Here is a 12,098-nt window from a genome sequence, read left to right as displayed (position 1 = left end):
GAGATCATGTACAATAAACAAATATCAATATATCATACAGTCTCATTTTTCAGGTCCCAGTGGGACGGTTCAGGAGGAAACACCATGAGAGAGAAAGTAGTTCTTGCATATTCCGGCGGTCTGGATACAACAGCCATTATACCCTGGCTGAAGGAAAATTTCGGCTACGATGTCATCTGCGTCTGCGTGGACTGCGGGCAGGAAGAAGAACTGGACGGCCTGGACGAGCGTGCCAGAAAATCCGGCGCCGCAAAGCTCTATATCGAAGATATTGTAGACGATCTGTGCGACAACTTTATCATGCCCTGTGTAGAAGCAGGAGCTGTCTACGAGCATAAATACCTGCTGGGAACTTCTATGGCAAGACCTGCCATTGTAAAAAAACTGGTGGAGATCGCCAGAAAGGAAAACGCGGTGGCGATCTGCCACGGCGCGACGGGAAAAGGAAACGACCAGATCCGTTTCGAGCTCGGAATTAAAGCGCTTGCGCCGGATCTGAAAATCATTGCTCCCTGGAGAATGACCGATCTGTGGAAGATGGATTCCCGCCAGGCGGAGATTGATTATTGCCGAGCTCACGGCATTGATCTTCCTTTTTCCATGGGAAAGGGATACAGCCGTGACCGGAACATCTGGCATATCAGTCATGAAGGACTGGAACTGGAGGATCCCTCACAGGAGCCGAATTACGATGAACTGTTGGTGCTGACAGTACCGCCGGAAAAAGCTCCCGACGAAGAGACAGAGATTTCCATTACTTTTGAGCAGGGAATCCCGAAGACGCTGAATGGCAAGGCCATGAAGGTTTCCGATATTATCCGGGAGCTGAATGTACTGGGAGGCAAGAACGGCATCGGCATTGTGGATATCGTGGAGAACCGTGTGGTCGGCATGAAATCCAGAGGCGTTTACGAGACTCCCGGTGGAACCATTCTGATGGCCGCGCATGACCAGCTGGAAGAGCTTTGTCTGGACAGAGAAACCATGGAGACAAAGAAAAAGCTGGGAAGCCAGATGGCACAGGTGGTCTACGAGGGCAAGTGGTTTACGCCGCTTCGCGAAGCAATGCAGGCCTTTGTGGAGTCCACGCAGAAATACGTGACCGGCGAGGCAAAGATGAAGCTGTATAAAGGCAACATCATAAAGGCAGGAACCACTTCTCCCTACAGCCTGTACAATGAATCTCTTGCTTCCTTTACTACAGGAGACCTGTACGATCATCATGACGCGGACGGATTTATTACACTGTTCGGCCTGCCTCTAAAGGTTCGTGCCATGAAGCTCAGAGAAGTAGAACAGAAAAACCAGTAAGCAGGAGGCGGCGGAAATGGAGTTTCAGATTGGAGATTCTGGAGTAACGGCACCAAAGGGATTTCTGGCGGCCGGAGGAAGCGCGGGCATTAAAAAAGGAAACACCAGGGATCTGGCAATGATCTGCAGTAATGTCCCCTGTGCTGCGGCAGGCACCTTTACCACAAATCTGGTAAAAGCCGCTCCCGTGAAATGGGACCAGCATATTGTCTATGAATGCCCGAAGGCACAGGCAGTTGTCATTAACAGCGGTATCGCCAATGCGTGTACAGGGGAAGAGGGACTGGAAAACTGCAGAAAGACGGCAGAAGCGGCCGCGGAAGTCCTGCATGTTCCGGAGGATGCGGTTCTGGTCGCTTCTACCGGTGTGATCGGACAGCAGCTCCCTGTGGATAAGATAGAAGCCGGCGTGGCAAAGCTTGCCCCCTTCCTGTCCGGAACCAGGGAGGCGGCAGCTACGGCGGCAAAAGCCATCATGACAACCGATACAAAGCCGAAGGAGGTTTCCGTCAGCTTTCCGGTGGGTGGCAAGACCGTAACCATCGGAGGCATGTGCAAGGGATCCGGTATGATCCATCCGAATATGTGTACCATGCTCTCTTTCCTGACCACAGATGCCGCCATCTCCAAGCAGCTGCTGCAGAAGGCTCTTTCCACCGTCATTGCGGATACCTACAACATGATCTCCGTGGACGGAGACACCTCTACCAATGATACGGTGCTGCTGCTGGCCAATGGTCTGGCGGAAAACCCGGAAATCACGGAAGAGGGAGAGGATTATCAAAACTTTGTCCGCGCGCTTTTCGAGATCAACCGTGTCCTGGCGAAAAAGATCGCGGGAGACGGAGAGGGTGCGACCGCGCTTTTTGAGGTCCGCATGATTCATGTGGATACGGTGGAGAACGCGAAGATTCTGGCGAAATCTGTCATTACGTCGAATCTGACAAAAGCGGCTATTTTCGGCCATGATGCCAACTGGGGAAGAATTCTCTGCGCCATGGGGTACTCCGGCGTGACGTTTGACCCGGAAAAAGTGGATCTGTATTTCGAGAGCGCTGCCGGAAAAATTCAGATCATCCGGGACGGCGTTGCCGTAGATTACAGTGAAGAAGAAGCGACACGCATTCTGAGCGAGAAGGAAGTAACCGCTATTGCCGACGTAAAAACCGGAGATGCGGAGGCGACAGCCTGGGGCTGTGACCTGACCTATGACTATGTGAAGATAAACGCGGACTATCGTTCCTGACACATTCAGGCAGGGCACGGCCAGATACAGATGGTTACCAGCCGTTATCGTGTCCCGTGGGCACAGCCGGGTAAGGAACAGCCAGGTAAGGGCAGTGCCATGCCCGGCAGCCGATAAAAGTCAGAGTCAAGAAGGCTCCGGAGAACTTACACAGGCAGGAGCAGGGAGAGGCGGATATGATCAAGCAGGAATATCTGGATAAAGCGGCAGTGCTGATTGAGGCGCTGCCCTATATTCAACGTTTTAACAGAAAAATCATGGTGGTCAAATACGGCGGAAGCGCCATGATCGATGAGAAACTGAAGAAAAACGTCATCGCGGATGTGGTTCTTCTGAAACTGGTCGGCTTTAAGCCGATTATTGTGCACGGAGGCGGAAAGGAAATATCACGGTGGGTCGGCATGGTCGGCATGGAACCCCATTTTGTGAACGGACTCCGCGTCACGGATGAAGACACCATGGAAGTGGCGGAGATGGTGCTGAATAAGGTTAACAAGGAACTGGTCAGCATGGTGCAGGCGCTTGGAGTCAAGGCGGTCGGCATCAGCGGAAAAGACGGCTGTCTCCTCGGATGCAGGAAGAAAACTTCCGGAGGACAGGATATCGGTTATGTGGGAGATGTGACACATGTAGATCCCAAAATCCTGTATGACCTGCTGGAAAAAGATTTTCTTCCGGTGGTGTGTCCTATCGGCATGGATGATCATTTTCATTCCTACAACATCAATGCTGATGATGCCGCAAGCGCGATTGCGGAATCCATGCAGGCGGAGAAACTGGCCTTCCTGAGCGACATTGAGGGAGTGCTCCGGGATAAGGATGATCCTTCTTCCCTGATCTCTGAGCTTACCGTCAGTGAGGCGGAGGAGCTGATCCGGGAAGGCGTTGTCGGCGGAGGCATGATTCCCAAGCTGCAGAACTGCATCGATGCCATCAACAGAGGAATTTCCCGCGTCCACATTCTGGACGGAAGAATACCGCACTGTCTGCTCCTGGAGTTCTTCACCAATGAGGGAATCGGAACGGCAATTATGAAGGATGAGTCCCAGAAATTCAACAGGGAATTCCAGAAATAAGCCCGGTCCGCGGCATCCTTTATCAAAGGGAGATTGGCTTACCGGCTGGAGAGAACAGCGATGCGGGAGCTTCCAAGGACAGCGGAGAATACATGGAAGGATGGCGGACAGGCTGCAGCGTAAAGAACCGATCATGCCTTGAGGTGCTGTCAAAAACGGCAGCGCAGTTTCTATGGAAAGGACAAAATGGATACACAGGATTATATCAGAATAACAGAAAAAAATGTCCTGCACACCTATAACCGGCTGCCGGTTGTTTTCAAGCGCGGCGAGGGCGTGCATCTTTATGATACGGACGGGAAGGAGTACCTGGACTTTGCGGCAGGAATCGCGGTTTTCGGCCTGGGATACGGGAACAAGGAGTACAACGAAGCACTGAAGGATCAGGTGGATCAGCTGATTCACACCTCCAACCTGTTTTACAATGTCCCCCTGGCGGAAGCTTCCGAAAAGCTGATCAAGGCGTCCGGAATGGACAAGGTTTTCTTTACCAACAGCGGGACAGAGGCCATCGAGGGCTCAATCAAGGCCGCCAGAAAATATGCCTGGCTGCGGGATCACAGCACTGATCACGAGATTATCGCCATGCGGAACTCCTTCCACGGAAGAAGTCTTGGCGCACTCTCCGTGACAGGAAACGCAGGCTATCAGGATCCCTTCAAGCCGCTGATCGGCGGAATCCGTTTTGCGGATTTTAACGACCTGGAAAGCGTCAGGTCCCAGGTGACAGATAAAACCTGCGCCATTATTATGGAGACAGTGCAGGGCGAGGGCGGCATCTACCCGGCAGAACCGGAATTCCTGAAGGGCGTTCGCGAACTCTGTGATGAGAGAGACATTCTGCTTATCTTGGATGAGATCCAGTGTGGGATGGGAAGAACCGGTTACCTGTTTGCGTGGCAGAAATACGGCGTAACGCCGGATATTATGGCTTGCGCAAAGGCACTGGGCTGCGGCGTTCCGGTCGGAGCGTTTGTTCTGAATAAAAAGACGGCGGAACACTCGCTTGTTCCGGGGGATCACGGAAGTACCTACGGAGGAAATCCGCTGGCATGCCGGGCGGTCAGCACGGTCTTTGACCTGTTTGAAAAAAATCATATTACCGAACATGTCCGCAGGACAGCGCCTTATCTGGAGAAAAAGCTGGATGAGCTGACAGAAAAATCCGAAAAAATCACCGCGCGGCGCGGTGCCGGATTTATGCAGGGGCTTGTGCTTGCCGACAGCGTTAAAGTAGGAGAGATAGTCGCGGAAGCGATGAAGAAAGGGCTGGTTGTAATCAGTGCATCAGGGAATGTCCTCCGTCTGGTTCCGCCGCTGATTATCACGGAAAGTGATATTGATCAAATGTACAGCATCCTCGCGGAAATATTGCTGTAAGCTTTTGGCAAATAAATTTCAGCAGATGTAGGCTGGAGAGAAAAGCTGGAAAAAGTATCGTAAAAGATTGAAAACATTTGACAACCGGTATTCCGGAGCGTACTATTAAGGCGTAAATTTCAACTGAATAAGGAAGCAGAGTAGGAAGGTGCGCGTCAAGTGCGAGCTGGCGGGATGTAAGCCGGCAAGACGAAGAACAGTTATGTTTGCGGTGCATCTTACCGAATCCCACTGCTACACATAATGAAACTGCCTTCTTATGCGTAGCTTTAGGGCTACTGCAGAGGAGGTGTTTTGTTTTATGAGACTTAAAGACAGTTTCGCACAATCTGCAAAAGAGCTGAAAAAGACCAGATCGTTGGCGGTTGCCGCCATGCTTCTGGCGATTGCCGTGGTACTCGGATTTTTCAGCGTACAGCTGACAGAATCCATCCGGATCAGCTTTACATTCCTGGCCAATGAGCTGACAGGAATGCTTTTCGGTCCGGTTGTCGGCATGCTGGAAGGCGGCCTTGCCGATATCGTAAATTATATGATCAAGCCGACCGGCCCCTTTTTTCCGGGCTTTACCATCTCCGGTATCCTGGGCGGCCTGATTTACGGTACGTTTCTTTATAAGAAGCCTCTCACACTTCGCAGGATTATCCTTACAAACAGTCTGGTTACAGTATTTGTCAATATGCTGCTGAATACCTACTGGCTGACGCTGCTGTACGGGAATGCCTATCTTGTTATTCTCCCGGCCAGAATTGTGAAGGAGCTGATCCTTCTTCCGATCAATGTGGCAATGTTCTGGTTTATGAGCACCATGCTCACCAAGGCCAAAGTATTCAAAGGCCTGGAGACGCCAAAGCAGAAGGCACTGGCAAAAGAAACAGAGAAATAAAACCTCAATAAAGTCAATAAAGAGTTCGTTCAGTACATCCAGACAGCCGGTGGGGCAGATTCCACCGGCTGTATTCCGTTGTGTGGGAGAACTCTTTGGGAGAAGCCGTAAGAAGCAGGTTCTTTTCGGGATTTTGCCTTGTAAATAAATTTCAGATTCGCTAGAATATGATTGTGCATCGCAGGGGACCTGCGGATTTACTGCAGGAGGTGATGCGTATGAGAAAATGGTGCAGGATGATAGCAGTGATGTCCTGTTTTCTGATACTGTGCGGATGCGGAGAGTCCGGAACAGTCTATTCCGTGGCGGATTCCGGCGCCCGGATCGGGGAAAGCGTTCCCGAGACGATTTCCGGCGACAGCTCTGCTGGAAGTATATCTGCGAAAGAAACTTCAGGGGAACCGAAAACGCTTTTTGTCTATGTCTGCGGGGAGGTCTGCAGACCCGGCGTGTACGAGCTTCCGGAAAACAGCCGTGTCTATCAGGCGCTGGACGCGGCAGGAGGACTGACCGAGGCGGCGGACAGAAAAGCGATCAATCAGGCGGAGCTGCTTTCCGACGGCCGGCAGATCACCGTGTATTCGGTGGAAGAGACCAGTGCGCCGGGTTTTTCTGGGACGGCAGCGGGAAGTCCTTCGGGAATACAGCAGCCGGGCAGCGGAAATTCAGGAAAAATCAATATTAATACAGCAGGAAAGGAAGAATTAATGACCCTGTCCGGCATCGGAGAGAGCCGGGCAGAGGATATTATCCGATACCGGGAGGAACATGGAAAGTTTTCTTCCGCAGAAGATATTCAGAATGTAAGCGGGATCGGAGAAAAAAGCTTCCAGAAGATAAAAGATCAGATTGAAGTGTAAGGGGTAATGTCAGAATGGCCAGGAAAGTGCTTGTTGTTGATGATGAGAAGCTGATTGTCAAGGGGATTCGTTTTTCACTGGAACAGGACGGGTTTGAGGTTTACAGTGCCTACGACGGAGAAGAGGCGCTGGAGATGATCCGCGCCAATGATTATGATATTGTCCTGCTGGATCTCATGCTTCCCAAAATGAACGGCCTGCAGGTCTGCCAGCAGGTACGGGAATTTTCCAATGTCCCGATTATTATGCTGACGGCAAAAGGCGAGGACATGGACAAGATCATGGGGCTGGAGTACGGAGCCGACGACTATATCACCAAGCCATTTAATATACTGGAGGTAAAGGCGAGGATCAAGGCGATTATCCGGCGCACAGGAAAGCCGGAAAAATCAAAGGAACAGTCCCGCGTGGTTCAGGCGGGCGATCTGAAGCTCGACTGCGACAGCAGGCGTGTCTTTATCGGCGACAGGGAGGTTAATCTGACCGCGAAGGAGTTTGATGTCCTGCAGCTTCTGGTTCTGAATCCGAATAAGGTGTACAGTCGTGAAAACCTGCTGAATACCGTCTGGGGTTATGAATATCCGGGAGATGTGCGGACCGTGGATGTGCATATCCGCCGTCTTCGGGAAAAAATTGAAGACAGCCCCAGCGAACCGAGGTATGTACATACCAAGTGGGGAGTCGGGTACTACTTTCAGGCCTGATCGTTCCAGCCGGAAGCTCATTTTTCCAGGGGCTTCCGGTATTTTTTATACAACGATGACGGAGTGGTAAAACAGGTATCAGCTTAAAAAACGTTTCTATGGAAACATGCAAGAACTTTGAAATTTCTTTTTTGTGTGGAGAAGAAAGATGGAACCTTTTGGGAATGTAACGGCGGGAAAATCTGTGAAAGAAGAGCTGCAGCAGAAGCAGCTTTCTGCCATGCTGGGACCGGCGCGTGAAAAGCTGAAACGGTACAGTGTACAAGAACTCTGCGACAAGGCGGCAGTCACTTACGAGGAAAAGACCGGGAATTTTATTGTCCCAAGCCTGAATATGCAGATTTGCGTGCACTATCCGGATTTTATCATAGCGCAGCCGCTGAATATGTGGCATCACCTTACCATCCTTCAGTACATGGATACCGCGGACAGAAGTGCACTGACGGATCGCTGGATTTCCCTGGCGGATATGCGGGGAGGCCTTTCCAGAGGCTTCGGCTTTAACAAAGATATTGAAACAATGTTCCGGCGTGATTTCGGGAACGTATCGGCAGGGCAGTTTGCGCAGGCGTGTGAAAAACTTGGCGGACGGCTTCAGAAAAACAGAGCCGATGTAAGCGCGGTTATTCCCTATGCGCCGATGTTTCCGATAACGGTAAATTTCTGGGAGTCCGATGATGAATTTCCCGCCTCCGGAAAAGTGCTGGTCAACGAGATGGCGGAACATTACCTGACCATAGAAGCTGCCGGCGGAGCGTGCTCAGCTGTGATATTTGAGATTTCAAAGATGTTGAAAAAACAGTGAAAGCAAACTGGTGAACACATTCATCTTTTTTGTTTTTGCGGCAGGGATTGTCTGCCAGTGCAGGAAACCAAGGCTTACGCCGGATGGATAAATTGCCAACCAGTGCGGTATTATCTGCAAGTGCGGGAATTCCAGTCTTTTGAACAGAGGCTTGTTCAAGGAGACAGTTGAAGGATATTCCTTTCAATACGGTGTCGCGCCAGGATAGAGGCAGTTGGGAAAAGACGATATGGACAATCTAAGAATAGTGCCGACACTGCAAGATACAAGGAGGTTTTATGGATACAAAAAATGAGCTGCTTCGTATGCTTCGGAGCATTGACCATCGGGGGTACCCGGCATATAAATCGTTAAAAGGCAGCTATGATTTCGGAGATTATGTGCTGCATATTGTTCATGTGCAGGGGGATCCCTTTGCTGCTCCTTCCGATCTTGCAGTTACCGTAAAGGCACAGGATGCGCGCTGGCCGCAGAAAGCCTGCGGCAGGTATGAGACCCGTGTCGCCCTGCAGGATATGATATTAAGACGGCTGAGCTTAAAGCTAAGCAGTGTATCCGGAAAGGCAGGAGGGTCAGGGAAAAGCGGCAGCATGAGCGCCAGCCGTCCGGGACAGGAGATTTTGGACAGAAGCGCCTGCCAGCTTGGAGAAAAGGGAGACGTGACGCTCCGTTTTTACGCAGGCTTTCCGGCAGCCGGCCGGACGGTGCTGGCGGGGGAACTGGAGAAGATGCTTTTTCACTTTCTGCCGGATATTGTCCGGGAAACTGCATATGCAGGGGCGTGGCAGAAGGAGACAGTTCAAAATGTTCTGAATCTGGCGGAAGATCAGGCGTTTCTCAGACAGGAACTGGATCGGCTGTCCCTCTGTGCGTTTGTCGCCGACGGCGCGATCCTTCCCAGAGAAAGCGGAATCTCACAGAAGCCTCTGGCAGATGCCCTGCCCTTCCGTTCTCCGGAGAAAGACAGAATCACTCTGGAACTCCCCCACTATGGAACAATCAGCGGAATGGCCGTAAAAAGAGGCGTCACGCTTATTATTGGCGGGGGATACCACGGGAAATCCACCCTGCTAAAAGCCCTGGAACGGGGCGTCTATAATCATATAGCTGGAGACGGACGGGAATTTGTCGTGACAGATGAATCCGCTGTTAAGATCCGGGCGGAGGACGGGCGCTGCGTGAATGGCGATGATATTTCCATGTTCATCAATCATCTTCCGAATAAGAAGGATACAACGGCTTTCTTTACCGAAAATGCCAGCGGCAGCACCTCTCAGGCGGCCTCTGTGGTGGAGGCTGTGGAGTGTGGGTCCAAGACACTGCTGATGGACGAGGATACCTGCGCAACCAATTTTATGGTGCGGGACGCGCTCATGCAGAAAATCGTCTCGGAAGAAGAGGAGCCAATCACACCGTTTTCAGACAGGATGCGCGCTCTCTATGAGAAATCCGATATCAGCACCATTCTGGTAGCAGGCAGCTCCGGCGCTTTTTTTAGCAAGGCGGATACGATCATCCAGATGGATCAGTACGAACCGAAGGATGTAACGGACAAGGTTCGGAAAATCGTTCCTTTTCAGGGCAAGGAGGGCAGTTTTTCCGTCTCTGTCAGTCCGAGTCAGGGCAGGCGTTTTCCACGTCCCGGCAGCGATTTTAAGGAGCAGAGAGGGCGTATCAAACATAAAAATCTGGGAACGGACGGCTTCTTGATTGGCCATGGAGAGACGGATCTGCGGCTTGTAGAACAGCTGGCGGACAAGGAGCAGAGCGAGTGCCTTGCCTATACATTCTTATGGCTGGCGAAAGGCGAAATGAACGGCAGGAAGAATGCGGCGGCGCTTGTAAACGACTGGGAGCGGGCTTTTCAGAAAGAGGGTTTCGGGCTGTATAGGGAAAATGGCCGGATTTCCGGGAATATGGCAAAGCCGAGGAAAGAAGAACTGGCGGCAGCCATCAGCAGGTGCAGGGGATTGATTTGGAGGTGAAATGCCCCGTGCGCTGTCAGAAAAAAATAGCGAAGGCAAAGGCAAAAGCATGATTGGAGAAAAAGTATGAAGGCGAAATATCGGCTGGATACAGAAGAAAACTACCGGTTCCTGGAGCTGGAAGCAAAAAAGCTTTTGGATTTCGGAAAAAAATTCCCTTCTCCTGGAGGAAGTTCCTACTGGCTTGGAGATGATGGAACACCTTGGACACAGTATCCGCGTGAAACATGGATTACCGCCAGAATGGTTCATGTGTATAGTATTGGTTCTATGCTTGGTTATGAAGAATGTATGGAACCTGCAGTCCAGGGAGTTGAGGGACTGTTAAACGAATTGCGGGATTCTCAGAATGGAGGCTGGTATACAGGGATTCGGGAAGATGGTTCTGTGGAAGCAGATAAGCAGTGTTATGCACATGCTTTTGTAATGCTTGCGGCTTCCAGCGCTCTACTTGCCGGATTTGAGAAAGCGGATGAATTGCTTGAAAAAGCGGAAGAGATTTTTATTAGAAAATTTTGGGATGACGGCTGTGGTCTGACATATGACACCTGGGATATTCCATTTCAAAATCTCAGTGCCTATCGTGGCCTGAATGCAAATATGCATACGGTAGAGGCGTTTCTTGCTTTGTCAGATGCAACAGGGGATTCTGTTTGGAGAGAACGGGCGGGAAGGATTATCACTCATGTTTTAAAATGGGCGGAAGCGAATGGATGGAGAATTCCGGAACATTACACAGATCAATGGAAACCTGAATTGATGTACAATGAAGATAAGCCTGATGACCCATTCAAGCCTTTTGGGGCGACGCCAGGACATGGCATCGAATGGGCACGGCTGATCGCGCAGCATGCGCTGGCATCATATTCTGAAAATAAAAATGCAAATGGCTGTATGATTTCCCAGGAAGGGGCTAAACGCATCGGACAGGCAGAACTTCTTTATCAAAGAGCAATTCAGGATGGCTGGAATGCGGATGGGAAGGAAGGGATTGTTTATACAACGGATTGGACCGGTGCTCCGGTTATTCATGATCGTATGCATTGGACAATTGCGGAAGCTTTGAACACAAGTGCAAGCTTATATCATATTACCGGGAAAGAAACATATGCGGAAGACTATTCTCGTTTTTTAAAATATACGGACGATATGGTGATTGATCATAAAAACGGTTCATGGTATCATCAACTGGATAGCAATAATCAGATTCTTTCCAGTGTATGGCCTGGAAAACCAGATCTATATCATGCTTTTCAGGCGATGCTGATGTCAAGATATCAACCGGATATCTCCATTGCATTAGCGGTAAAAAGGAGAAAAAGGTACTATGCGCAAAATCAAAGTGGAACCCTTAACTAGAGAAGCATTTGCCCCGTTTGGAGAGTATTACGCCATGAATGAGCCCGAAGGATTCTCGTTGAATGGAGAAATACACAGATTCTTTCCTGACAGGGTAACGGAATCTTATCATAACAGGCTGGCATTTTCTCCGATTCTTGTGAAAAAGCCGGAGAAGATGCTGATTAAACAGCTGGAATATCATACCACGACACCGGAAATGATTCTTCCCTTAAACGGAGATATGATTATTCATGTGGGACCGGCATCAAACGGAATCCCGGTTACTGGTTTAACCAAAGCGTTTTTGGTAAAGCAATGGACGCTCGTTAAAATCAAATCTGCCATCTGGCACCTGGCACCATTGCCGGCGGATGTTGATGAACTTTCAGCAATGATAATATTACCGGAATGTACGTACATCAATGACTGCAAGGTTGTTGATTTAAAGGAAGAAGAGCAATTCCTTATCGAGAAGTAGATTTCTGAAAACAGGGGCTGCGAAAC

The 12,098-nt window shown here is 50.3% G+C and carries 11 protein-coding genes and 1 riboswitch; all 11 genes read left to right on the top strand.

The genetic code is table 11. From position 1 onward, the window contains the following. Nucleotides 1-84: 84 nt before the first annotated feature. The 11 genes from FYJ60_RS05615 to FYJ60_RS05565 all read left to right on the top strand — a co-directional run bounded on the left by FYJ60_RS05615 (nucleotide 85) and on the right by FYJ60_RS05565 (nucleotide 12,072). A complete protein-coding gene (locus tag FYJ60_RS05615; protein ID WP_154457688.1) occupies nucleotides 85-1,311 on the top strand; it encodes an argininosuccinate synthase in 1,227 nt (408 codons plus the stop codon). Nucleotides 1,312-1,327: 16 nt separating this feature from the next. Then, entirely contained in the window at nucleotides 1,328-2,557 is a 1,230-nt protein-coding gene (argJ, locus tag FYJ60_RS05610) for a bifunctional glutamate N-acetyltransferase/amino-acid acetyltransferase ArgJ (protein ID WP_154457687.1), read from the top strand. A gap of 176 nt (nucleotides 2,558-2,733) precedes the next feature. Then, nucleotides 2,734-3,633: an acetylglutamate kinase gene (gene argB / locus FYJ60_RS05605; protein ID WP_154457686.1), complete on the top strand. Its 900-nt coding sequence runs from the start codon at nucleotides 2,734-2,736 to the stop codon at nucleotides 3,631-3,633. 186 nt (nucleotides 3,634-3,819) lie between these two features. Next, complete coding sequence (locus tag FYJ60_RS05600; RefSeq protein ID WP_154457685.1) at nucleotides 3,820-5,013, top strand: aspartate aminotransferase family protein; 1,194 nt, start codon at nucleotides 3,820-3,822, stop codon at nucleotides 5,011-5,013. A gap of 134 nt (nucleotides 5,014-5,147) precedes the next feature. Continuing rightward, nucleotides 5,148-5,249: riboswitch (THF riboswitch) on the top strand. A 65-nt stretch (nucleotides 5,250-5,314) separates the two neighbouring features. Then, a complete protein-coding gene (locus FYJ60_RS05595) occupies nucleotides 5,315-5,899 on the top strand; it encodes a folate family ECF transporter S component (RefSeq protein WP_205838977.1) in 585 nt (194 codons plus the stop codon). 218 nt (nucleotides 5,900-6,117) lie between these two features. Next, nucleotides 6,118-6,759 carry a ComEA family DNA-binding protein gene (locus FYJ60_RS05590; RefSeq protein WP_205838976.1) on the top strand — a complete coding sequence of 214 codons (642 nt, stop codon included), beginning with the start codon at nucleotides 6,118-6,120 and terminating at the stop codon, nucleotides 6,757-6,759. A 14-nt stretch (nucleotides 6,760-6,773) separates the two neighbouring features. Next, nucleotides 6,774-7,463 (top strand): response regulator transcription factor, encoded by a 690-nt coding sequence (locus FYJ60_RS05585; protein WP_154457682.1) that lies wholly within the window; start codon nucleotides 6,774-6,776, stop codon nucleotides 7,461-7,463. A gap of 148 nt (nucleotides 7,464-7,611) precedes the next feature. Continuing rightward, nucleotides 7,612-8,268, top strand: a complete 657-nt coding sequence (locus FYJ60_RS05580; protein ID WP_154457681.1) for a DUF3786 domain-containing protein — start codon at nucleotides 7,612-7,614, stop codon at nucleotides 8,266-8,268. Nucleotides 8,269-8,546: 278 nt separating this feature from the next. After that, nucleotides 8,547-10,253, top strand: a complete 1,707-nt coding sequence (locus FYJ60_RS05575; RefSeq protein WP_154457680.1) for an ABC-ATPase domain-containing protein — start codon at nucleotides 8,547-8,549, stop codon at nucleotides 10,251-10,253. 66 nt (nucleotides 10,254-10,319) lie between these two features. After that, complete coding sequence (locus FYJ60_RS05570) at nucleotides 10,320-11,612, top strand: AGE family epimerase/isomerase (RefSeq protein ID WP_154457679.1); 1,293 nt, start codon at nucleotides 10,320-10,322, stop codon at nucleotides 11,610-11,612. After that, nucleotides 11,581-12,072 carry an ureidoglycolate lyase gene (locus tag FYJ60_RS05565; protein WP_154457678.1) on the top strand — a complete coding sequence of 164 codons (492 nt, stop codon included), beginning with the start codon at nucleotides 11,581-11,583 and terminating at the stop codon, nucleotides 12,070-12,072. Before FYJ60_RS05570 ends, FYJ60_RS05565 begins: the two co-directional genes overlap by 32 nt. Nucleotides 12,073-12,098 lie beyond the last annotated feature (26 nt).

The organism is Bilifractor porci (genome assembly GCF_009696005.1).
Lineage (GTDB): Bacteria > Bacillota > Clostridia > Lachnospirales > Lachnospiraceae > Bilifractor > Bilifractor porci.
This window is presented reverse-complemented; position numbering and strand designations above follow the sequence as displayed.

What these genes read in the sequence shown, in the direction of transcription:
- FYJ60_RS05570 (WP_154457679.1), top strand. Translation starts at nt 10,320, where the DNA reads ATGAAGGCGAAATATCGGCTGGATACAGAAGAAAACTACCGGTTCCTG.
- FYJ60_RS05590 (WP_205838976.1), top strand. Translation starts at nt 6,118, where the DNA reads ATGAGAAAATGGTGCAGGATGATAGCAGTGATGTCCTGTTTTCTGATA.
- FYJ60_RS05615 (WP_154457688.1), top strand. Translation starts at nt 85, where the DNA reads ATGAGAGAGAAAGTAGTTCTTGCATATTCCGGCGGTCTGGATACAACA.
- FYJ60_RS05565 (WP_154457678.1), top strand. Translation starts at nt 11,581, where the DNA reads ATGCGCAAAATCAAAGTGGAACCCTTAACTAGAGAAGCATTTGCCCCG.
- FYJ60_RS05595 (WP_205838977.1), top strand. Translation starts at nt 5,315, where the DNA reads ATGAGACTTAAAGACAGTTTCGCACAATCTGCAAAAGAGCTGAAAAAG.
- FYJ60_RS05600 (WP_154457685.1), top strand. Translation starts at nt 3,820, where the DNA reads ATGGATACACAGGATTATATCAGAATAACAGAAAAAAATGTCCTGCAC.
- argJ (WP_154457687.1), top strand. Translation starts at nt 1,328, where the DNA reads ATGGAGTTTCAGATTGGAGATTCTGGAGTAACGGCACCAAAGGGATTT.
- FYJ60_RS05580 (WP_154457681.1), top strand. Translation starts at nt 7,612, where the DNA reads ATGGAACCTTTTGGGAATGTAACGGCGGGAAAATCTGTGAAAGAAGAG.
- FYJ60_RS05575 (WP_154457680.1), top strand. Translation starts at nt 8,547, where the DNA reads ATGGATACAAAAAATGAGCTGCTTCGTATGCTTCGGAGCATTGACCAT.
- argB (WP_154457686.1), top strand. Translation starts at nt 2,734, where the DNA reads ATGATCAAGCAGGAATATCTGGATAAAGCGGCAGTGCTGATTGAGGCG.
- FYJ60_RS05585 (WP_154457682.1), top strand. Translation starts at nt 6,774, where the DNA reads ATGGCCAGGAAAGTGCTTGTTGTTGATGATGAGAAGCTGATTGTCAAG.